Source organism: Neorhizobium galegae, assembly GCF_017877135.1.
Lineage (GTDB): Bacteria > Pseudomonadota > Alphaproteobacteria > Rhizobiales > Rhizobiaceae > Neorhizobium > Neorhizobium galegae_A.
Map to the genome: position 1 here is coordinate 306,483 of NZ_JAGIPH010000006.1, position 21,747 is coordinate 328,229.

Sequence of the window (21,747 nt, forward strand, 5' to 3'; positions counted from 1 at the left end):
GCGCCTTGCCCGGCCTTTTCTGTATTTTGAACACACATCAATCGGGAAGACACAGATGGGAACTCTTGCTCTGGCCATTCATGGCGGCTGCGGCGTGATGGCAAAGCTCGACCTCAGCGAGGAGGAATGGGCCGCCGCGCGGGTCGATCTCGGCCGCGCCCTGAAGGCCGGGTGGGATGTTCTGACCTCAGGCGGTTCGGCGCTCGACGCGGTCGAGGCAGCCGTGGTCGTCATGGAGGACAGCCCGCACTTCAATGCCGGCTACGGCGCTGCACTCAATACCGAAGGTCGGCATGAACTCGATGCGTCGATCATGGATGGCAGGACGCTGGAAGCTGGCGCAGTCACGCTCGTGCGGCGCATCCGCAATCCGGTAAAGGCTGCCCGCAAGATCATGGAGCATGGCGATGCGCTTCTTCTGGGTGGGCCGGCAGCGGATGCCTTTGCCGAACAGGCGGGGCTTGCGATGGTGGAACCGGACTACTTCACCACCGAACGGCGCACAAAAGCGCTTGCGGCGATGAAGGCGCATGCGGCGGCGGGCACGGCGGCAAAGGCAAGCGAAGCGGAGAAGCATGGCACGGTCGGTGCGGTTGCGCTGGACGGTGAGGGGCATCTTGCGGCCGCCACCTCGACCGGTGGCTATAACAACAAGCCGGATGGCCGCATCGGCGATACGCCGATCATCGGGGCGGGCACCTATGCGCGCGACGGCGCCTGCGCCGTTTCCGGAACCGGCAAGGGCGAATATTTCATGCGCTATGCCGTTGGACACGAAGTCGCCAGCCGCATCGCCTATCTGGGTGAAAGTCTTGAAGCTGCGGCCGCCAAGGTCATCCAGCACGACCTGAAGCAGCATGACGTCGGCGCCGGTCTCGTCGCTGTCGGCGCCGATGGATCGATCACCGCCCCCTACAACACGGATGGCATGTTTCGCGGCTGGGTCACGCCGGAGGGCGACTTCTATGTCGCGACCCATGCGCAGGTGTTTCACGTCCAGCCGGAATAAGGGCCGGCGAGACGAGGAAGCGACCGGGGACGCCTCTCAAGGCGTCCCCGCCGCTGTCACTTGCCGCCATCGACGCTGATGATCTGGCCGGAGATCCAGCTTGCATGCTCGCTGGCGAAGAACATCACCATGGCGGCGATATCCTCGGCGCTGCCAAGTCGCTTCAGCGCGATGTTGTTGACGAGCCGCTGTTGTCCGTCTTCGCCCATGGCCTCCCATTGGCGCTCCGTTGCCGGATTGGACCGCACGAAGCCCGGCGCGACATTGTTGACGGTGATGTTGAAGGGGCCGAGCTCATGGGCGAGCTGACGGGTCAGCCCGATCTGGCCGGCCTTGGCGCTGGCATAGGACTGGATGCCGGTGAGTGAAATGCCGAGCCCGGCGCCGCTGGAGATGTTGATGATGCGGCCGGACCGTTTCGTCTTCATGGCAGGCGCAACCGCCTGCGCCATGAAGAAGGCGCCCGACAGGTTGACGTCGAGAATGGCCTGCCAGTCGCTCTCGCTGATCTCCTCGATCGGGCGCCCGACCTGGCCGCGCACGCCGCCGGCATTGTTGACGAGAATATCGACGGCGCCGAAGGAGGGGACCAGGGCGTGAACGTCGGCCCGATTGCCGACATCGAGACTATGGGCAGTGGTATGCGCGCCGCAAAGCGCGACCGTCTCTTCAAGCCCGGCTTCGTTCACGTCGCATGCGTGGACGCGGGCGCCGCGGCTTGCAAATCCCTGGGCAATGGCCCGCCCGAAGCCGTGGGCCGCTCCGGTGACGACGACGATCTTCCCCTCGAATGAAATGTTCATGCGCCGGCCTTCCCGAGTTCTTCCAGATTGGCAAGATCGAGCGGACGCTGGCCCTCTTCGATCTCATGGATCATGTCGACCAGTCTTGCCACCATGGGGGTCGCGACGCGCGAATCCCGGCCGATGGCGACGACGGGCAGGACCTGCGCATCCACCTCCGTCTTGCGCTTGCGCACCGCCAGATCCCGCCAGATGCCGGAATGGGATTTCAGTGAGCGGCGGTTATGCGCGACCATGTCGTCAAAGGAGCGATCGGTCTCCTGTTGCTGCGCAAGCGGGCCGAACGCCGAGGGATTGAAGCCGTCGAAGGCTTCGGGCGTGATGTTGTTGATGGCTGCGACGGTTGCCACCTCCAGCGCGAGCCTTCTGAGGATCGGGCGTGCGACCGGGTTGTCGAGAACATCCGCGATGCTGTCATTGGTGAGGGCCGTGCCGAACAGCAGCGCCCCGTAGACCATCTTGCCCCAGAGGAAGCCCCAGATGTTGTTGGTGATCAGCGCCTTCGGTTCGAACTGCTTCAGCAGGTCGTAGATTTCCTCGGCGCGATCGGAGAACCGCCCATCGAGTTCGCCGATGACGACTGCGCCGTGGCCGCTATAGTGGACGAGGCCCGGCTCCAGGTAATCGGCGCCGAAATTGACGAAGCAACCGACGACGCGATGTTCACCGACGATGCGCGCGATCACCTGTTCGTTCAGGCCATTCTGGGCGGAGACCACATAGCCATCCGAGGACAGATGCTGCACCAGCGCCTGCGTCGCAGCTTCCGTGTGATGCGCCTTTACGCAGAGGTAGATCCGTTCGTATTGCCCTTCCAGTTCGGCTGGCATGCAGGCTTTGGCCGGGAAAGTGCCTTCGAAAATCGGCCCGGCGATGCGCAGACCACCAGCATTGATGGCATCCACATGGTCCTTTGCGGTATCGACGAAGATCACCTCCTCACCGGCGCGCAGGAACGCCGCCCCCAGCGTGCCGCCGATGGCGCCCGCTCCCCAGATCACGATCGGCTGGCTCATCAAGTCGCTTCCTTCTCTAATAGATCTGACTGTAAATGGTCGGCCTGGCCCGGCCGTGGCGCCTGGCCTGCCAGACGCAAGGCGGGCAGGATGATCCGCTCGATATCTGCGGTGTCGGGTGAGTGACGGTATTCGATGCCCGGCATGTCCGGGGCGATCTCAGCCAAGACGTCTTCCGCCCCGGTTGCGAACACCAGCACCGTGGCCTTGGAGATCATCGCTGCCAGATCGGGACTGTCGAGGGTATCGGCTATCACGTCGGCGACATGCGGGGCAAAGCGGGTCACGCCGCTCTTGAGGATCGGCAGGAATTCGGGAAAGCGGGAGACGGCTGCGATGCGAGCGAGCGAATCCAGCGCGGCCAGCGCTTGCCGGGTGTCCTGCGAGGGCGTGAAGCGGATCGCCACCACGCGGGTGTCGGGCAGGAGCGCTTCGACCTGCTGCTGCTTGTTGACGAAGGTCACCACAAGATCCGCCGTGCCGGCACGCGCGCGCAGTGCCGGGTCGTTTTCGAGGGCGGACACGGTTGCCGGCTCGACGATCGCATCCGGCCCAAGGTGGTCGGCGATGAAGCGGGCGTAGCTTTCGGTCGCATCGCGGAACAGGCCGACCATGAGGATGCGCCGCCTGCCGTCACGGGCGCTGCCTTGCGAAACGCGTCCGCCGATGAGAGCCATCAGGTCCGCCGAGCGCATGCCGAGCTTGCGGCTCTGCTCGATCAGGGCGTCGATCTTTCCGTAGAGCATCGACAGCTCGCCGACGGGCGGTGCCGGCCGCTGCTGGCGCTCGCTGACAAAGGTGCCTGCCCCCGGTCGTGTCTCGACGAGGCCGGCGGCTTTGAGGTCGGCATAGACCTGAGCGACCGTCATCGGCGCGACGCCCAGCGTTTCCGCCAACTCCCGCACGGAGGGAAGCGTCTCTCCGGGCGCCAACTCGCCGCAACTGATCCCGTACTCGATCAGGCCGTGAAGCTGGCTGCGCAACGGCACCGGCAATGTACGATCAATGGTGAGCTGCATGGCTATCGCCGGATATCGTATCAATTGATTGATACGATACTCTCATCGGAAGCGATATCGGTCAAGGTTTCTGCGCAGCTGATGGCTGCCAATCAGGGATTTGCCCCATATTGTATCTATAGACTAGAACGGTTGGTGATTGGCGACGTTCAGCATTCGCAATTCAGGCTGAAATCACACCTGCTCCAGCAAGGCCCGCTCTGTCTCCTCAACGACAAGGCGGCGATCGGACCTCCGGGGAGAGGCCCGATCACTGTCAGCGGATAAAAGGCCGCGACCTAGGACGCGATATCGCCGATGACGCGCACGCGCACGCGCCGCGCGCCGCCGGGGAGGTAAGCGATCGGGATATCCTCCACTTCCAGCGTCTTGAGGCTGCCGCGCAGAGCGCCCGAGGCAATGGCTGCGTCCTGTGCAGCCCCCTCTGCCGCCGCCAGTGCCGCGTCGCGGCTCATGCCGGAAAACACCTGATCGACCTCGCCCGAGACCTGCGCCATGGCAGCGCCCAGCGCATTGGCGACACCGGCATTCTCCACCCGCACCACTTCCGAGGCGCCCGGCACCTTGTCCGGGATCAGGAAGGCGCCGCCGCCGACGGCGATCAGCGGCACATCCTCGGCAGAGGTCTTCATCCGATCGAAATTGTCGGCCACCATCTCGCTGATCCTTGCGAGCGTCGCCCGCACGAGACCCGCGTCGAGCCCTTTCACCCGGTCCCGGTCGCCCATCTCGACGATACCGGCGGCGACCGCGATATCGGAAGTGGTGAGCGTCGAGCCGCCGAACACTTTTGCTTCGGTGAGAATGCGGTAGCCGACGGAGCGCGGGCCGATCGCGCCGGTTTCCGGGTTGATGATGGTGCCGCCGCCAAGGGCGATTGGCAGCAGATCCGGCATGCGGAACAGCGTGCGCACGCCGCCGATATGGACGATGTTGTTGGCCTCGCGCGGGAAGCCGCCGATGAGGCAACCGATATCGGAGGTGGTGCCGCCGACATCCACCACCATGGCATTTTCGAGCCCGGTGAGGAAGGCGGCGCCGCGCATGGAATTGGTCGGGCCAGAGGCAAAGCTGTGCACAGGATTGGCCGCCGCGACATCCGCAAGCGCCACCGTGCCGTCGTTCTGCGTGAGATAGAAGGGGGCGGTCACGCCGATCTCCGACAGTGCATCGGCAAAGGCCTGCACCGTCGTCTTGCCCAGCGATTGCAGCGCGGCATTCAGGATTGCGACGTTTTCCCGCTCCAGAAGGCCGATGCGGCCGAGCGTGTGGGAAAGCGTGATCTTCGCATCCGGAATGACGGAGCGGACGATTTCTGCAGCCCGCACCTCGCATTCGGTGGTCAGCGGCGAGAAGGTGGCGGAGATCGCAATCGAGGTGATGCCGGCATCGCGGATGCGCATCGCGGCATCGCGGATTTCATCCGGGTTCATCGGCACCAGCGGGCTGCCGTCATATTCGTGCCCGCCATGCACCATGACGATCATCGGATCGACAGCGTCGTAGAGGTCGCGCGGCCAGTCGCACATGGGTGGCAGCGAGCGGCCGGTCGGCAGCGCCACGCGGATTGCCGCCACCCGCTCCAGACGGGCGCGCTCCACCACGGCATTGGTGAAATGCGTGGTGCCGATCATTACCGCATCAACGGCGATACCGGCCGCGGCGGGCGCGTTGATCACATGCGAGAGGGCAGCCTTCACGCCCGACAGCACGTCCTGGGTGGTCGGAACCTTGATGGAGGCCAAAATGCGCTCGCCATCGACAAGAACAGCGTCCGTGTTCGTGCCGCCAACGTCAATACCGATGCGTTTCATGGAAATACCGATCTGAAGTCAATGTCATAGCCGAAGGTGCGGGGGCCGACGGCGGCAATGCCGGCAGGCGTGGTGAGAAGGGCCGGCGCCGGCAGCGCCACCACAGTGACGCGCTGGCCATAGCGGACGGATTCCGTGCCGATCGCGCTGCCCGAGATGGTGTCGAGGAGGCAGAGCAGATCCGGCGTCATCGCCACCGGTTCGCCATCGCGAAAGGCAACGGCCCATTCGTTCTGGAAGGCAAGCTCCAGCCGTGATCCTCGATCGCCATCGATCCCTTCGATGATCGTGCGTCCGCGAAGGAAGCCACCGGTCGTTTCGCGGGCAACATCGATCACCTTGCCGCGGAACAGCTGCTTGCCGCCCTCGTGGTCAAGGATGGCATCCACCGGGTCGGCATGCCTGCGGCGGGCATCAAGCACCGCCTTGCCGAGTTCGACGGCCTTGGTGACCGTGTCGTGAATGCCCCATTCCTTCACCTCGCGGCCGGTGCGGGGCGCCTTGCAGGTGGCAGCCGTCGAGCCGACTTCGGTGCAGACCTTGCGCGAGATGCGCTCCATCCATTTCCACGAGGCCGCGCGGGTCACGATCACCTCGTTGTCGCGCACGTCGACCAGCGAGAGCGGGAACATCGGCAGGTTGCCGATGGCAAACGAGGTCATCTGCGCTTCCGGATAAGCGCGGCCCATGGCATCGGCATTGACGACAGGGCGATCAAGAACGGCAGCGGCAAGGAAGGAGGAGAGCGCATTCGAACCGCCGATCTCTACGCTCATGATGGCGCGGAAACGCTTGCCGATATAATCCTCCATCACCTCGACGGCGCGGGCCAGATGCACGGGATCGCCGAGCCGTTCCTGGCCGACCAGCGGTGCCCCCATCTTGGAAACGACGGCGACCATGTCGTCATCGTCGAGCGCCATCGGATCCATCAGATCGACGCGGGCGCCCTCGGCATAGAGCCGCCTGAGGTTCAGCGTGGAAATATAGGGGTCGCCGCCGCCGCCGGTGCCGAGAATCCAGGCGCCGATGGCCAGCGGTTCGATGTGTTCTTCTGCGAATTCTTCAAGCATGTCCGACCTTCGGCAGGGCAAGGAGGGGGTATGCCGGCCCCGCGGGCGGGGCCGGTTGTCATCATGATGCGGGAAGGATCACTTCGCCTTGCAATCCCAGGTAAAGTTCGCAAAGTTCAGGTCCCAGCTCTGCATGGGAATGAACTGGTAGCCCTGCAGGCACTTGTTGGCGGCATAGCGCCGGTTCGGTGCCACGGCCCAGACATCGGGCTGCAGGTCGGCGATCTTCGCCTGAAGGTCCTTGTAGACGGCGTTCTGCTCGGCAACGTCGGTCGTTCCGCGCGTCTTGTCGATCAGCGCGTCGATCTCCGGGTTCTGCAGCCATTCCATCGACATCCAGGTGCCGGAAGCCTTGGAGTGGTACTGGTTGTAGAACATCGAGTCCGGCGAGGGATAGGTCGGCGAAATGTTGACCTGCGTGGAAGCGGGCGTCGTGTCCGGCTTGGAAGACAGCTCGACGATGCGGTTCCACGGCTCCGGCTTGATGTCGAGCGTGATCCCGATCTGCTCCAGATTGGCCTGCAGCAAAAGCGCCACTTCCGCCTCGAAGGCGAGCGAGGCGACATAGCTGTTCACCAGCGTGATCTTCTGGCCTGCATATTTCGACTTCGCCAGTTCCTCCTTCGCCTTTTCCAGATCGAAGGTGCCGGGCTTGATGTCGCCGTTATGGGCATCCTTGAAGGCGGTCGAGAGCGGGCCCTGCATGTCGGTGCCGGGATAGATGATCTCCTGGATCGTCTTGTAGTCGGTGGCATAGGCGATGGCGCGGCGCACATGCACGTCGTCGGTCGGATAGACCTTGGTGTTCAGCTTGATGACGAAGCCGCCGGAGGTACGGGTCTGGATCAGCTTGTAATTCGCCATCTTGCCGATGGCTTCGTAGGTATCGTTGCCGAGACCATGCGAGGAAAGACCCAGTTCGCCCTTCTCCGCCAGCGCCTTGACGGTGGCATCGTCGCTGGTCTGCACGAAGCGGACCTCGTCGACCGGCGTGCCCTTGGTCCAGCCGAGGAAGTAATCGGCATTGCGGGCGATCACCATGTCGGCGGAGCGGTTATAGCTGACGAGCTTGTAGGGGCCGGAGCCGGCGGAATGTTCGCCGACATAGGCCTCGCCCCACTTGTCGTCGGCCTTGGCATTGGCGGTGATCAGAGTCTTGTTGAGCGCCATCATCAAGGGCGTTGCCGCAAGGAACGGCGAGAACTGCCGGTCGATCTTCAGAACGAGCGTCTTCTCATCCGGAGCCGTGACGTTTTCCGGCTTCAGCACGCCGGTGATGAGGTTGGAGGGGCCCTTGTTGATGCCGAGCAGGCGCTGGATGGACCAGACCATGTCGGCGGCCTTCACCGGCGTTCCATCCAGGAACTTTGCGTCGTCGCGCAGGTGGAAGGTATAGGTCAGGCCATCGCCCGACACATCCCAGGACTTTGCCAGATGCGGCACGATCTCGCCGGAGGGGCTGACGGTGGTCAGACCGTCATACATGTTTACCACGGCCATATAGCCGGTATAGTCGGTGACCTTGGCCGGATCGAGCGAGCTGAAGATCTGCTGCACATTGACGACGGTCGAGATCTTGTCGGCGGCAGACGCTGCCGGAAGACCTGCGGAGAGCGTAAGCGCCGTGCCGAGCGCAAGTGCGGCGAGACGCTTGTAAACCATGGATTTCATGCTGGAAGTTCTCCTCTTTTATGCGGCGGGACCTGTCCCGCCTGTTGTTTGCGGATAGGACGCTAAAAGGCTCAGGCCGCCTTGGGCAGCGGTGAGAAGGCGATGTCCGGATAGCCGAAGGCTGAAGGCCCCACGACCTCGAGCGCGGCTGCCGAGCGCAGCAGGTCGTGGCAGGGGATCGCAATCACCGCGACGCGCTGGCCGTAGCGCAGCATTTCGGTGGTGATCGGATAGCCGGTATCGACATCGAGCAGCACGATCAGATCGGGCACCGTCACCTCGACCACGCCATTGCGGCGGAAGATCAGGAATTCGTTCTGGATCGCGACGCTTGCGGTTTCGCCGGTCCAGCCGTCAAAGCCTGCAAGCTCCAGATCGCCGACCGCAAAGCCGCCGCGCAGATGGCGCTTCAGATCCGTGATCTTGCCGTTGAAGATGCGGCGCCCGCCTTCGAGATCGCAGACGGCCGCGATCGGATCTTCCTGCTGGCGACGGGCGCGGATGACGGCCTCGCCGAGCGCGATCGCCTTGGTGTAGCTGCGCGGAATGGCGAACTGGTGGACGAAATGCGCCTGCATGGGCGCCGTCGCCAGCATCGCCCCGCCGCCCTGGGCGACGACGCAGGCGCGCGCCATGCGCTCGTGCCAGACTTCGGAGACCGCATGGCTGAAGATCACCGCATTGCCGTGCAGGTCGCACATCACGGACGGCGTCGAGCTATGGCCGTAGATCGAGAAGGTGGTCATCTGCATTTCCGGGAAGGCGCGGCCCATGCCGTCGCAATCGAGGATCGGCAGGCCGCCGAGTGCTGCCGTCACCAGCGGGCTCATGGAATTGGCGCCGCCGATCTCCTCGCAGACAATGGCATCGACCGGCGTGCGGATCAGTTCCTCCATGGCGGTGAGGCAGCGCAGACCCTCGCGGCCCTCGCGGATGCGCTCGACGCCGACGACCGGTGCGCCGATGCCGCCGATCGACATGCACAGCGCATCCGCCTCGATGGCATCGGTCGCGAGGATCTTCATCTCGTAGCCGGCCTTCAGCGCTTCGAGCGCCAGAAGCTTGCCCTGGTAGGGATTGCCGCCGCCGCCGGTGCCCAAAATGCCGGCGCCGATTTCCAGCGCTTCCAGGTCATCGCGCGTCAGGGTGCGCAGGGCGGCCTCGTCATATTTGCGTTTGCGGCTTTCAGCCATGATAGGCTCCCATTTCTCCGACGACCTTGACGTGAATGCGGGTGGCGTTGCCCGGCAGGTAGGCGAGTGGCGTATCCTCCCGCTCGATGACTTCGAGCGTTTCGGGGATGGCACCGGCGGCGATCGCCTTGTCGCGCGCTTCGGCCTCCGCCTCGGCAAGCGCGGCTTCTCGCGTCTTGCCGTCGATCAGGGAAAAGACACGGTCCGTCTCGCCGCTGATCTGGGCGATCGCGGCGCCGACCGCATTTGCGACCGCGAAATTGTCAGGCCGCAGGACCTCCAGCTCGCCGATCCGGTCCGGCATCAGGATCGAGCCGCCGCCGACGGCAATGACCGGCACCGGGGTAGACGAAATGCGGCTGCGCTCCACGCAGGCTTCGAGCATGGCATTGATACGGGCAACGGCTGCCTCGACCAGGGGAGCGGCGAGGCTGTCGACCAGCGCCTTGTCACCGACATCCGCCTTGCCGGCCGCAACGGCGATATCGGTTGCCGTCAGCGTAGAGCCGCCGAAGCACAAGGCCTCGCGGCGCACGCGGTAGCCGACGGATTTCGGGCCGATCGAAATTCCCTTCTCGCCGTTCACGACCAGCGAACCGCCGCCGAGGCCGATGGAGAAAACGTCCGGCATGCGGAAATTGGTCTTCACGCCGCCGATATCGACGGTGGTCGAGGCCTGCCGCGGAAAGCCGTGCGAGAGCGAGCCGACATCGGTGGTGGTGCCGCCGACATCCACCACCACGGCGTCCTTCAGACCGGTGAGGAAGGCAGCTCCCCGCATGGAATTCGTCGGGCCGGAGGCGAAGGTCAGCACCGGGAAGGCACGCACCACGTCGGCCGCCATCAGCGTGCCGTCGTTCTGCGTGATGTAGAAGGGGCAGGTGAGGCCCGCCTGAACCAACGCCTTCTGGAAGGCGGCAACCGTGCGATCGGCAAGCGAGAGCAGGCTGGCATTCATGATGGCCGCACTTTCGCGCGCCAGAAGCCCGTGACGGCCGATATCCTTCGACATCACCACCGGCACGCCGGGGCAGTGACGATAAAGAAGCTCGCGCGTGCGCAGCTCCATGGCATCGTTGATGCCGCTGAAGACGCAGGTGACGGCCGCCGCCTTCAGGCCCTTGGCCCGGATCTCGCCGGCAATGCGGACGATCTCATCCTCATCGAGCGGCGAGAGGATGCGGCCGTCGAACTCGTAGCCGCCCTTCACCTGATAGCCATGGTTGCCGACGATCTCGCGGATATCGTCTGGCCAGTCGACCATTGGCGGCAGGCCGGCGCCGGATGGCAGGCCGAGCCGGATGGCGGCAACTTCATCCATGTGGCGGCGCTCGATCACCGCATTGGTGAAATGCGTGGTACCGATCATCACGGCGGCAATCGCCTTGCGGTCGATGCCGGAAGCCGCGATCACGTTCTCCAGTGCCTCGATGACGCCCGTCGTCACGTCTTCCGTGGTCGAGGCCTTCACCCCGGCCAGAACCGTCTTGTCCTGCAATATGACGGCATCCGTATTGGTGCCGCCGACGTCGATCCCTACGCGATACACGTGAGGCTCCTCTTGCGTCAGTCTGTTGATTTGACGAGGAAGCGCATGCGTTCCTCTTCGGTCACGACGGGCTTTTCGCGCTCTTCCACGTCGGAAACGACGGGAATGGCGGCAATCAGCGCCCGGGTGTAGGGATGGGAGGGGGCGACGAACACCGCCGGCGTCGCGCCCTCCTCGACGATCTCGCCGCGCAGCATGACGGCGATGCGCGAGCAGAAATTGCGCATCAGCGACAGGTCGTGGCTGATCATCAGATAGGTGAGCCCCAGTTCCTCGCGCAGCTGCACCAGAAGCTCGATCACCGTCTTCTGCACCGAGACGTCAAGGGCTGCGGTCGGTTCGTCGAGGATCAGGATTTTTGGCTCGGCCGCAAGCGCGCGGGCAATCGCCACGCGCTGCTTCTGGCCACCGGAGAGTTCGTGCGGATACTTGCCGAGATAGGATTGCGGCAGCCGTACCAGGCTCATCAGCTCGACCAGGCGCGCTTCCCGCGCATCCCCCTGCATGCCGATCGATTTCAGCGGCAGGGTCAGCGTCTGGCGCACGGTGCGCTTCGGATTGAGCGAGGTGCCGGGGTTCTGGTAGACGATCTGGGTCAGGCGGCGGCCTTTTGCCGGCGCCGGCGCATCGATCAGCAGTTCGCCGGAGGTCGGCCGCAGAAGCCCCATGATCATCCGCGCGACCGTCGTCTTGCCCGAGCCGGATTCGCCGGCGAGCCCGAAAATCTCGCCCTCACGCAAGGTGAGGTTCACGTCGCGCACCGCGTGATAGCCGTTGCGGCGGCCATAGATCTTGTTAAGGTTGCTGATGCGGACGATCGGCGCGCGGTCGCTCTGGGCCATGTCGATGACGCGGGGTCCGTAGAGGGCCGGCACGGCATCGAGCAGCGCGCGGGTATAGTCCTTTGCCGGTTCGCTCAGGATCGTCCGGCACGGGCCTGTCTCGACAATATCGCCGTGATGCATCACCACCACGCGGTCGGAGACCTTGCGGACCACGCCGAGATTGTGGGTGATCATCAGCAGCGCCATGTTTTCTTCGCTGACCAGGCTGTTGATCAGGTTGAGGATCTCGTCCTGCGTGGTGACATCGAGCGCGGTTCCCGGTTCATCGGCGATCAGAAGTTTCGGCTGGTGCAGCAAGGCAAGGCCGATCAGCACGCGCTGGCGCATGCCGCCCGAGAGCTCGAACGGATAGGCATTCATCACCCGCTCGGCATCGGCAAGCTGCACCCGGCGCAGCACGGCGGCAATGCGGCTGCGGCGTTCGGCGCGCGACGTCGCGATGCCGTTGCGACGGTCGGCAAAGCGCATCACGTCGTCGAGATGGGTGCCGATGCGGAACACCGGATTGAAGGAGGAGAGCGGGTCCTGCATGATCAGCGAGAAGGCCGTGCCCTTGAGCGCCTCGCGCCCGGCGCGCGGCAGGTCCAGCACATTGCGGCCTTCGACAAGGATTCGGCCTGTGCGGATGGTCGCATTGCGCGGCAGCGTGCCGATGATCGCCTTGGCGGTGACCGACTTGCCGGAGCCCGTCTCGCCGATCAGGGCGACGCGTTCGCCGGCGGCAACCGAGAAGCTGACATCGCGCAGCACCTGGCGCGTGCGGCCATAGGAGGTGAAGTCGACGGAGAGGTTTTCGACGCTGAGAAGAGTGTCGCGCATCATCAGCCCTCCACGTCGAACATGTCGCGCAGGCCGTCGCCCAGCAGGTTGAAGCCGAGAGTGACGTAAAGCACCGCTGCCCCCGGGCAGAGAACCTCCCACCAGAAATCCGGCATGAACTGGCGTCCGTCCGCCACCATCGAGCCGAGATCGGGCGTCGGCGGCTTCACGCCGAATCCGAGGAAGCTCAGCGTTGCGCCGAACAGGATGACGAAGGCGGCATCGAGCGTTGTCTTGACGGAAATGACGGCGACGCAATTGGGCAGGATTTCCCGGAAGAGGATGTGGAAGGGGCCGGCGCCGGCCAACCGCGCCGCCTCGATATAGTCTTCCGAGGCGATCGACTTCGACACCGAATAGATGAGCCGCGCATGCCAGGTCCACCAGAGCAGCGTGATGGCGATCATCGCATTCATCAGCGTCGGTTCGAGCAGGTTCGAGACGGCAAGCGCCATCACGAGCGGCGGCATGGCGAGCATCACATTGGTGAGCCCGCTGATCAGCCGCTCGGTCCAGCCGCCGACATAGCCGGCGATCAGGCCGAGCACGGTGCCGACGGGCACGGAAATGCCGAGCACGCCGAGAACGAGCAGCAGCGAGACCCGAAGGCCGAAGACGGTGCGCGAGAAGATGTCGCGGCCGGCCTTGTCGGTGCCGAACCAGTGCCCGGCATCCGGCGGCAGATGCCGCGCCTTGAAATCGACGATGCTGCCGACATGCTTCGGATAGGGCGTGAGCCACGGCGCAAAGACCGCGAGAATGACGACCGACAGGAGGATCAGCGTGCCGATGACCGCAGCCGGATTGCGGCTGAAGCGGTACCACATCATGTAACCGGCGCTCAGGCCACGGTCGGCCGGGTCCAACATCTTGATGTCGGCCATCAGAGTGCCTCCTTGCGGCGCATGCGCGGATCGATGATGGAAATCAGGACGTCGACGACAAGGTTCGCGACGATGAAGAACAGGCCCGCCACCAGCACCACGGCGGTGACCGCGTTGAGATCCTTCTGCAGGATGGCGTTGAGGCCGTAGGAGGCAAAGCCGCCCCAGGCGAAGATCATCTCGATGACGAAGGCATTGCCGATCAGCGAGGCGAATTCGAGCCCCATGATGGTGAGCGGCGCGATGGAGGAGAGCTTCAGCAGATAGCGGAAGATGATGACGCGCTCAGGCACGCCGAAGCTCTGCAGCGTGAGCACATGGTCCTTGCGCTGGTTCTCGATCATCGAGGAGCGGGTGATGCGGGTGATCTGGCCGATGCCGGCCATCGACAGCGCAAAGGCGGGGAGCGCGATGTGCTGCAGCGCGCTGCCGACGACATCGAGCCGCCCGGCAAGAAGGCCGTCGAGGATCAGGAAGCCGGTCGGGCCGCCCTGCCAGCCAAGCCCGTGATCAAGGCGCCCGATGATTGGCCAGCCGCCCGGCACCCGCGCCGCCAACAATTGCAGGGTGATGGCGAAGAGGAAGCTCGGGATCGTCACCCCCGTCAGCGACAGGATGCGACCCCCATGGTCCAGCGCGCGGTCGCGGTAATGGGCGGTGATCACGCCGAGCGGAATGGCGACGAGAAACATGAAGACGACGGAGACGAGAACGAGCTCCACCGTCGCCGGCACCGTCTGGGCAAGATCGGTCGTCACGGGGCGCTGCGAGACGAGCGAGGTGCCGAGATCGCCGTGCAGCGCCTTGGTGATGTAAGCGAGATACTGCACGACAATCGGCTGATCGAGCCCCATCTGCAGGCGCAGCGCCTGCACCTGTTCCGGCGTCGCCGCCGGTCCGAGCGCCATGCGGGCCGGATCGCCGGGCACGACGCGTGCAAGCGTGAAGATCATCAGGGACAGCACCACCATCACCAGCAGGAAGGTGCCGAGCCGGGCCAGAATCGCTGTCAACGGGTGATGCCGCATCGTCGTGAAAGATCCCCTTGCAAGGAAACATGCGCCGGCAATCTCTCCTGTGGCCTTCCCACGAACAAGCGCGGCCTGGTATAGTTTTTTGCTCGAAAGGTATAGGTTTTGCCTTTCAGATACCCTATCCCCTTGCCATGGACATGCTTCTCGACAGGCCCCGCCTTCGCCGTCTGATGGCAGACGGCAATCACCGCGTCCTCCTTCTCCAGGCGGGGGCGGGCGCGGGAAAGAGCGTGCTGCTCCGGCAACTGGCGGAGCATGCCGGGGCACGCGTCTGCACCGCGCTCCATCCGCAGCAGGCGGATCTCGAGGGCGGCATGCTGTTCTGGGACCTGCCGCGCAAGGCCCGGTCGCTCAGGCTTTCCGACGCCGTCATCGACAACGCCGAGCGGATCGTCATCGCCTGCCGGCCGCAGCAGAAGGTCACCGGGCTGGCGCGGACACGTCTGCATGACGGCAGCCTTGTCCTTTCTGCGGAAGACCTCTCCTTTCATCAGAGCGATCTCGCTTCACTGCCACCCGATACCGCGCGGGCCGCGATTGAAACCTATGGCGGCTGGCCGGCCTTTCTGCGGCTGGCCGCCTGTGCCGCGGATCAAGCAGAAAGCCTTGTCGACTATTGCCGGGAAGCGCTGTTCGACCATCTGACGCCGGGCGACATGGCGGCGCTCGCACTGTGGCTGAAGGCACTCGACCAGCCGGTACCGGCGATCGCTGCCACCCTGCTGCCACCGCGTCTCCTTGCTGAACCGGATCGCTACCCTGTGCTCATCGAGGCCCTGCGGCGGGCAAGCGGGGAGAGCCTTGCGGCCTATGTGAGCCCCGCCGCCCTCAAAGATATCGCCTCCACGCTCGAACAGTCCGGGCAGGTGCTTGCCGCCATGAACCTGCTGCTGGACCATGGTCTGGAGGTGCAGGCGGCCGCCATTCTGGAACGGGCGCAGGGGCGCGATCTGATCTATCGCAGCAGCGTTGCGGCGTTCCAGGAAACCATCGTGCGGTTCTCGCACGAGATGGTGGCCGAGAACGAGACCATTCTGTTTGCCATCTGCCGGGCGCTGATGAAGCAGGGCGAACTTCATCGCGTGCGCCATCTCCTGTCGAAACATCTGGGCCTCGACTTCCTCGACCCCATGAAGGTGCTGGTGAAGGGATCGCGCTTCTCGTTTGGCGCGCGCACCTTTCGCCTTAACCTGATGATCTCGGAGGACCTGACCCCGAACGATGCCATCTTCGAGCGGCTGGCCGAGTTCATGGCGGATTATCCCCCCGGCGAACACGGGAAATGGGCGTCCTATTACAATTCAATTCTGGAGTTCGAGATCCGCCGCCGCAATTTCCGCGAGGCCGAAGCCGCCGCGGCGCGGGCGCTGATCTATCTGAAGAAGATGGGCGGCCAGCCGCTTCTGGAATTCTTCATTCACCTCCACCAGACCGTGCTGCGGCTGATGGGGGGCGATGTGCTTCTGGCCCGCAAGGCCGTGCAGGACGCCCGCGCGCGTCTTGAACAGGTGCCGCATCCGGCGGGCGCGGAATTTCGCATGCTGCGCCTTGCCGAGGCATGTATCGATTACGAGGCGGGACGTCATCGAGCCCTTTTGCAGTTTGTGCAGGCCGAGTTCGAGGATTTCGCTGCCGCCGAGATCTGGCCGAGCCTGATGCAGTTCGCCCTGCATTATGCCTCCCAGGCGCTGATCGACCATTTCCCGATGGGCGTGCGCCCGGGCTTCCTGGACGGCCTCTGGATCCATCTGTCGGACGGTCTGCAGTTTCATGCCATGATGGAAATCCGCACCGCTATCGCCTATCAGAATGCCGGGCGCTGGCGAGAAGCGGCCGCCGCACTCACTGCCATCCGCATGCCCATGGGCAAACACTGGATCGACAGTGCCGTGGACGATCTGTCGCGCCTTACGCGCCGCGACGAGATTGCCTATGTGATGGCCTGGCTTCGTGAAGCCGTCCATCTTTCCACGCCCCGACCTTATCTTGCACGGCAGCTGGAAGCCCTGATGGCCAATCCGAAAGTCACCCATCGCGAGCGCGTAGCCCTCGCAATCTGGCTGAGCTACGCGGCACATCAGCGCCGGGAGACGGCTCTTGCCCGCGGCCACCTTCTATCGGCACTGGAAAGCGCCAATCGCCTAGGCTGCCACGGGGTTTTGTCGGAAGAACGGCTGTTCCTCTCGCCGCTTCTGGAAAACAGGCTGCTCCGGAGTTTTATCGAGAAATCCGTCAGTGTCCGGCGTTCGCTGTCGATCTTCAGCTCTTCGCTGAATTCGCCGCATGCCCGCGCGCTGAAGGGCGGCCTGTCCCAGAGGGAGGCGCAGATGCTGCAACTGGCGGCGGCGGGCCTCTCCAACAAGCAGATTGCCGCAACGCTGAACATTTCCGAAGTCACCGTGAAATACCATCTCGGTAACCTCTATCGCAAACTGGGCTGCAACCGCCGTTCGGAAGCCTTGAGCGCTGCAACCGCACTGGGCTGGATCATCAGCTAGGCTGCAAAGCAGGCGTCGGTGCTGCCCGTTGCAAAGCCGGTCTCAAACTATTCCGTTTTTAGCATGTCGATTGCGCCTTGTTTGAAGTAGCGTGCCGACACCTTGATCCAGAGCGAGTTCAATGAGTTACGAAGTTCGAGCGCGTGTGCGTTCCCTTGGATTATCCGTCGGGCATCATGAAACGGGCGCGTTGAACGCCATCACGGATGTGAAGGGCGTTGCCGTTGGCCATGTCACCTGCGTGGACGGAAACCGGACACGGACAGGTGCCACCGCCATCCTGCCCCATGCCGGCAATCTGTTTCAGGACAAGGTGCCGGCGGCACTGGCTGTTTTCAATGGTTTCGGCAAGTTCGCCGGATCGACGCAGATCGCCGAACTTGGCGAGATCGAAACGCCGATCCTGCTGACCAATACGCTGGCAGTCGGGCGCGCGATCGAGGCCATCAATCGCCACACGCTGGGGCAGGTGGGGAATGAACGGGTCGTCTCCGTCAATGCGGTGGTCGGCGAGACCAACGACTCGCGGCTCAATGACATCCGCGCGGCGCGTCCGGACGTGGAGGAAATGCTTCAGGCACTGTCTTGCGCCAAAACCGGTCCGGTGGAGGAGGGGGCCGTCGGTGCAGGAACCGGAACGGTTGCCTTCGGTCTCAAAGGCGGCATCGGCACCAGTTCGCGCATCCTGTCGGTCGCCGGGGTCCGTTATACGGTCGGCGTGCTCGTCCAGTCGAATTATGGTGGCCGGCTGCGCGTGGACGGGCGACCCTACGAGGCGGAAGGCCATGACAAGGATGGCTCGATCGTCATGGTCGTCGCAACCGATGCGCCGCTCTGCGCGCGCAACCTCAAACGTCTTGCCGAACGCTGTTTTGGCGGTCTTGCCCGCACGGGTGCTGCCCTCAGCAGCGGTTCCGGCGATTATGCGCTTGCCTTCTCCACGGCCGAGGAGGTGCGCCGCACGCCGGAGCGCCGCAAGGCGCTGGCCGCCTACCCGGTTCTCTCCAACGACGTCGTCTCACCCCTCTTTGAAGCCGTCATAGAGGCAAGCGAGGAGGCCATCCTCAACTCCTTGACGATGGCAACGACCACCCATGGCTACAATGCCGCAACCGGCAAGCCGTCGACCATTCAAGCGATTTCCCTCGACGCTCTCAAGCGCCTCTAATGCCTTCAATCGGAGTTTCCATGCCTGCCGCAACACCCCGCATCGTTTATCTCAATGGTGCCTTCCTGCCCGAAAACGAAGCGCATATCTCGATCTTCGATCGAGGTTTTCTCTTTGGCGACGGCATCTACGAGGTCACGGCGGTTCTCGATGGCAAGCTGATCGATAGTCCGCTGCACATGGCGCGCCTGGAGCGCAGCGTGCGGGAAATCGGCGGCACATTGCCCATTTCGACCGACGAGATCGTCGCGATCGAAAAGCGGCTCGTTGCGGAAAACGCGCTGACCGAGGGTGTCGTCTATCTCCAGTACACGCGCGGCGCCGAGGATCGCAATTTCCTCTATTCGGAAGACCTCGCGCCGACACTTCTTCTCTTCACCCAGGCAAAGACGCTCGAACATGTGGCGGCTGTCGAAAAGGGCCTGAAGGTCAAGATCGTTGCGGACCAGCGCTGGGAGCGCCGCGACATCAAGAGCGTCTGTCTCCTGCCGCAGGTTCTGGCCAAGCGCATCGCCAAGGCCGAGGGTTGCGACGAGGCGTGGATGGTCGAGGATGGCTATGTGACGGAGGGTGCGTCCTCGACGGCCTATATCATCACCCATGACGACAAGATCGTCACGCGCGGCAATGGTCACGCGACGCTGCCCGGCTGCACACGGCTTGCGATCCTCGATCTTGCCCGCGAGCAGGGCCTAACGATCGAGGAGCGTCCGTTCTCGGTGGACGAAGCCATGTCGGCGCAGGAAGCCTGCCTCACCAGTGCCTCGAACTTCATCGTGCCGATCACCTCGATCGACGGCAAGCCCGTCGGCGACGGCAAGGCCGGTCCGATGTTCAAGCGTTTGCGCACGCTCTATATGGAGAACGCCCGGCGCACTGCGGTTTGATGAGGCCTTAAGCGGAGGTCAGCACGTTCCAGGTGCGCTTGACGATCGGTCGCCGGTTTTCGCGCGAACGATAAAGCCGGATTTCGACATCGATATCCCAGTCAGGCTCTGCTGCCCTCACCAGCCGGCCATCGGAAAGCTCGGTGGCAACCAGGCTTTCCGGGATCCAGGAAAGCCCCCAGCCGGCCATGACCATGCCCTTCAGGCCGACCGACATGCTGCCGACGTGGACGCGGTTTTCCACCGGCAGCCGATCGGCCATCGCACCGGCGATCAACTGGCCGAAGAACGAGATCTTCTGATAGCTGACATGGGCAAAACCCGGCGCGATGCGGTGCCGGGGCTGCCCGTTCTCGTCCGGGGCACTCACCGGGATGATGGTTTCTGCGCCCAGCCGATGGTGCTCGAACTGCAGGCCGAGCAGCATCGGCACATGCGGGTTCTGATAGGTCAGCAGGAAATCGGAATCCCCGTCGATCAGAGAATTGAGGTTTTCCTCCATGCTGCCGGAATCGGGCCGCATATGCGAAACGATGGGGCCGAGCTTGGCATTGAGGTCGTTCAGCCAATCGGGAAAGAAGGTGAACGACAGCGTGTGCAGGGCCGTGAAGGTGATCGTGCGGGCGTTGTCGCCTTCCTCGTGCTGGAGATTGCGCCGTGCCTGATAGAGACCCTGAAGGGTCTGCTCGGCAATCGGCACAAAACGTTCGCCGGCATCGGTCAGCCGCGACGGATAGGTGGCGCGATCGATGAGGCTTGTGCCGACCCAGGCTTCCAGCTGCCGGATCCGGCGGCTGAAGGCCGACTGTGTGACGTGGCGCTCTTCCGCAGCCTTGGAAAAATTCAGCGTCTGGGCGAGGGCCAGGAAATCTTCAAGCCATTTGACTTCCACAGCAAACCTCACGGAAAAACGGACGGACGTTTTTCCTTGGTCCGAATAGCGGAAAAATGCAATCAGCCAGCGCGGCGATACTCGATCATGCGTGCCCGCGACAGGACGAGTTCGAGGCGATTATCCGACAGGAGATGGAGGCAGACACGCTTCGTCCAGGGACCGTCCCGCAGCGTGAACAGGAAACGACCGCCTCCAAGTGCTGCAAGTGGCATCCGATGACGGACGGGGCCGACACCCATCACCAAATCTCCGCCATCAATATCGAAACATGCGCCTTCCTCTGAACGCCATTGACCATCAAGAGAGGCGGGTACGCCCGTATCGACGGCCGGGTGGAGGCGGCGGGCGGCGTGACCGATCTCGCCGACAATGGCCTCGCCCTCCATCGCCAGCCGCAGAGGGGAGGAGGCGGAAAAGGTCGAAACGAAGCCGCCTTCATCCTCGTAAACGGTCTCATCAGCATCGAGCCAGGTCAGGGTGGAACCCTTGACCTCCAGCCAGAAGGGTCCCGTCTCCGGGACATAGAGACCATCCGCGAGCGACGCCGAGGGGAGGGGCAGGGGAAGGTTGAGCAGCGCGGCCATCGCCTCCTGGGCGATCTTGTTGCCGTTGGTGTCTTCCCGGTTCGACACGATGACGAAGCCGCTCTTGCTGTCGCGATCGATGAGGAAATAGCTCTTGTAGCCGGGATGCGAACCGCCATGGCCGGTGAATTCGCGACCGCCGAGCAGCGTGCGGCGAAGCCCAAGGCCATAACCGCTCTCTCTGCCGTCCGACAGCGGACGCGGCGCCGCCAGGCGATCGAGCATTCCGGTAAAGGGCGCTTCGTCGGAGAGCAGAAGGTGTAGCCAGTCGGCAAGGCTCTTTGCACTGCCCGTCATGCTGCCGGAGGCGGAGATATGCAGGCCGGCTGCGGAAAGCTGCCATTTCTCACCGTCATGCCAGTATCCCGGTACAAGACCTGCGACGGCATCATTCCACCCATCCGGCGCATCGAGGACGATTTCCTGTCCGCCTGCAGAGCGGATGAAGTCGCGAAAGAACAGCCCTTTCCGTTCAAGCGCCGCTTCGACGAGGCGGTAACCGGTGTTCGAGTAGGAGACCTCGGTGCCTGCCTCGTAATTGAGGCGCGTCTGGCGGGCGAGGAACTCCAGCAAAGGGCCGGCCTTCGTCTCTGTGTAGACGGAAAGCCCCAGCAGCGACAGGCATTCGCGCGTATCGGGAAGCCCGCCGCTCATGTCGAGCGCGCGGCCCACGGTAACGCTCGCCAGGGGTTCCTGAAGCTCCGGAAGATGCGCGCCGAGCGTATCATTCAGGGAGATCACGTCCGGATGCGACAGCACCATGGTGCAGAAGGCATGTTTGGTGACGGAGGCGTAACGCACCACGCTGTCGGCGCTGAACGGCGCCATGGTCGAAAGACTTTCGACGCCGCCGGCCTCAGTGAAACGGAGGCCGCTTTCATCAAAGCCGATCACGGCGCCGCCCGGCTGGTCAGCGCCCCAGCCGGCTGCGAATTTTTGCGCGACGGCTTGCGCCGCTTCCCAATGGGCCGTGATCGACATGCACT

The 21,747-nt window shown here is 63.8% G+C and carries 17 protein-coding genes; 4 read left to right on the plus strand and 13 right to left on the minus strand.

The genetic code is table 11. From position 1 onward, the window contains the following. Nucleotides 1-55 precede the first annotated feature (55 nt). The gene (locus J2858_RS18460; protein ID WP_210106302.1) at nt 56-1,009 is read left to right on the plus strand and encodes an isoaspartyl peptidase/L-asparaginase family protein; all 954 of its coding nucleotides are present in this window, start codon (nt 56-58) and stop codon (nt 1,007-1,009) included. A gap of 56 nt (nt 1,010-1,065) precedes the next feature. On the opposite strand, the gene J2858_RS18465 is transcribed toward J2858_RS18460, so the two are convergent. From J2858_RS18465 to J2858_RS18515, 11 genes are all read right to left on the minus strand, one after another. Continuing rightward, nucleotides 1,066-1,812, minus strand: coding sequence for an SDR family NAD(P)-dependent oxidoreductase (locus J2858_RS18465; protein ID WP_210106303.1), 747 nt, complete (start codon nt 1,810-1,812; stop codon nt 1,066-1,068). Next, a complete protein-coding gene (locus tag J2858_RS18470; RefSeq protein WP_210106304.1) occupies nt 1,809-2,828 on the minus strand; it encodes a ketopantoate reductase family protein in 1,020 nt (339 codons plus the stop codon). The genes J2858_RS18465 and J2858_RS18470 overlap by 4 nt, the downstream gene beginning before the upstream one ends. Next, a complete protein-coding gene (locus J2858_RS18475) occupies nt 2,828-3,847 on the minus strand; it encodes a GntR family transcriptional regulator (protein WP_210106305.1) in 1,020 nt (339 codons plus the stop codon). The genes J2858_RS18470 and J2858_RS18475 overlap by 1 nt, the downstream gene beginning before the upstream one ends. Before the next feature lie 278 nt (nt 3,848-4,125). Next, complete coding sequence (locus J2858_RS18480; protein WP_210106306.1) at nt 4,126-5,661, minus strand: hydantoinase/oxoprolinase N-terminal domain-containing protein; 1,536 nt, start codon at nt 5,659-5,661, stop codon at nt 4,126-4,128. After that, the gene (locus J2858_RS18485) at nt 5,658-6,734 is read right to left on the minus strand and encodes a DUF917 domain-containing protein (RefSeq protein ID WP_210106307.1); all 1,077 of its coding nucleotides are present in this window, start codon (nt 6,732-6,734) and stop codon (nt 5,658-5,660) included. Before J2858_RS18485 ends, J2858_RS18480 begins: the two co-directional genes overlap by 4 nt. A 78-nt stretch (nt 6,735-6,812) precedes the next feature. Continuing rightward, the gene (locus J2858_RS18490; protein ID WP_210106308.1) at nt 6,813-8,405 is read right to left on the minus strand and encodes an ABC transporter substrate-binding protein; all 1,593 of its coding nucleotides are present in this window, start codon (nt 8,403-8,405) and stop codon (nt 6,813-6,815) included. Between the two features lie 71 nt (nt 8,406-8,476). After that, nucleotides 8,477-9,598: a DUF917 domain-containing protein gene (locus J2858_RS18495; RefSeq protein WP_142880649.1), complete on the minus strand. Its 1,122-nt coding sequence runs from the start codon at nt 9,596-9,598 to the stop codon at nt 8,477-8,479. Then, nucleotides 9,591-11,147 carry a hydantoinase/oxoprolinase N-terminal domain-containing protein gene (locus tag J2858_RS18500; RefSeq protein WP_210106309.1) on the minus strand — a complete coding sequence of 519 codons (1,557 nt, stop codon included), beginning with the start codon at nt 11,145-11,147 and terminating at the stop codon, nt 9,591-9,593. Before J2858_RS18500 ends, J2858_RS18495 begins: the two co-directional genes overlap by 8 nt. A 17-nt stretch (nt 11,148-11,164) precedes the next feature. Beyond that, complete coding sequence (locus J2858_RS18505) at nt 11,165-12,811, minus strand: ATP-binding cassette domain-containing protein (RefSeq protein WP_210106347.1); 1,647 nt, start codon at nt 12,809-12,811, stop codon at nt 11,165-11,167. Nucleotides 12,812-12,813: 2 nt separating this feature from the next. After that, nucleotides 12,814-13,695, minus strand: a complete 882-nt coding sequence (locus J2858_RS18510; RefSeq protein WP_142880652.1) for an ABC transporter permease — start codon at nt 13,693-13,695, stop codon at nt 12,814-12,816. Then, complete coding sequence (locus tag J2858_RS18515; protein ID WP_210106310.1) at nt 13,695-14,723, minus strand: ABC transporter permease; 1,029 nt, start codon at nt 14,721-14,723, stop codon at nt 13,695-13,697. The genes J2858_RS18510 and J2858_RS18515 overlap by 1 nt, the downstream gene beginning before the upstream one ends. A gap of 137 nt (nt 14,724-14,860) precedes the next feature. On the opposite strand from J2858_RS18515, the gene J2858_RS18520 reads away from it, so the two are divergent. The 3 genes from J2858_RS18520 (at nt 14,861) to J2858_RS18530 (ending at nt 19,282) form a co-directional block, all read left to right on the plus strand. Beyond that, nucleotides 14,861-17,227 carry a helix-turn-helix transcriptional regulator gene (locus J2858_RS18520; RefSeq protein WP_210106311.1) on the plus strand — a complete coding sequence of 789 codons (2,367 nt, stop codon included), beginning with the start codon at nt 14,861-14,863 and terminating at the stop codon, nt 17,225-17,227. Nucleotides 17,228-17,348: 121 nt separating this feature from the next. Further along, entirely contained in the window at nt 17,349-18,395 is a 1,047-nt protein-coding gene (locus J2858_RS18525; RefSeq protein ID WP_210106312.1) for a P1 family peptidase, read from the plus strand. Nucleotides 18,396-18,403: 8 nt separating this feature from the next. Then, nucleotides 18,404-19,282, plus strand: a complete 879-nt coding sequence (locus J2858_RS18530) for a D-amino-acid transaminase (protein ID WP_432443377.1) — start codon at nt 18,404-18,406, stop codon at nt 19,280-19,282. A 7-nt stretch (nt 19,283-19,289) separates the two neighbouring features. Here the strand turns inward: J2858_RS18530 and J2858_RS18535 are convergent, their stop codons facing one another. Together J2858_RS18535 and J2858_RS18540 are read right to left on the minus strand one after the other, a co-directional pair. Beyond that, nucleotides 19,290-20,174, minus strand: coding sequence for a LysR family transcriptional regulator (locus J2858_RS18535; protein WP_210106314.1), 885 nt, complete (start codon nt 20,172-20,174; stop codon nt 19,290-19,292). Between the two features lie 62 nt (nt 20,175-20,236). Continuing rightward, nucleotides 20,237-21,742, minus strand: coding sequence for a serine hydrolase domain-containing protein (locus J2858_RS18540; RefSeq protein WP_210106315.1), 1,506 nt, complete (start codon nt 21,740-21,742; stop codon nt 20,237-20,239). Nucleotides 21,743-21,747 lie beyond the last annotated feature (5 nt).

Coding starts and splice junctions, on each gene's coding strand:
- J2858_RS18495 (WP_142880649.1), bottom strand. CDS start 9,598: ATGGCTGAAAGCCGCAAACGCAAATATGACGAGGCCGCCCTGCGCACC.
- J2858_RS18520 (WP_210106311.1), top strand. CDS start 14,861: ATGGACATGCTTCTCGACAGGCCCCGCCTTCGCCGTCTGATGGCAGAC.
- J2858_RS18480 (WP_210106306.1), bottom strand. CDS start 5,661: ATGAAACGCATCGGTATTGACGTTGGCGGCACGAACACGGACGCTGTT.
- J2858_RS18505 (WP_210106347.1), bottom strand. CDS start 12,811: ATGCGCGACACTCTTCTCAGCGTCGAAAACCTCTCCGTCGACTTCACC.
- J2858_RS18475 (WP_210106305.1), bottom strand. CDS start 3,847: ATGCAGCTCACCATTGATCGTACATTGCCGGTGCCGTTGCGCAGCCAG.
- J2858_RS18485 (WP_210106307.1), bottom strand. CDS start 6,734: ATGCTTGAAGAATTCGCAGAAGAACACATCGAACCGCTGGCCATCGGC.
- J2858_RS18515 (WP_210106310.1), bottom strand. CDS start 14,723: ATGCGGCATCACCCGTTGACAGCGATTCTGGCCCGGCTCGGCACCTTC.
- J2858_RS18510 (WP_142880652.1), bottom strand. CDS start 13,695: ATGGCCGACATCAAGATGTTGGACCCGGCCGACCGTGGCCTGAGCGCC.
- J2858_RS18460 (WP_210106302.1), top strand. CDS start 56: ATGGGAACTCTTGCTCTGGCCATTCATGGCGGCTGCGGCGTGATGGCA.
- J2858_RS18540 (WP_210106315.1), bottom strand. CDS start 21,742: ATGTCGATCACGGCCCATTGGGAAGCGGCGCAAGCCGTCGCGCAAAAA.
- J2858_RS18465 (WP_210106303.1), bottom strand. CDS start 1,812: ATGAACATTTCATTCGAGGGGAAGATCGTCGTCGTCACCGGAGCGGCC.
- J2858_RS18525 (WP_210106312.1), top strand. CDS start 17,349: ATGAGTTACGAAGTTCGAGCGCGTGTGCGTTCCCTTGGATTATCCGTC.
- J2858_RS18470 (WP_210106304.1), bottom strand. CDS start 2,828: ATGAGCCAGCCGATCGTGATCTGGGGAGCGGGCGCCATCGGCGGCACG.
- J2858_RS18490 (WP_210106308.1), bottom strand. CDS start 8,405: ATGAAATCCATGGTTTACAAGCGTCTCGCCGCACTTGCGCTCGGCACG.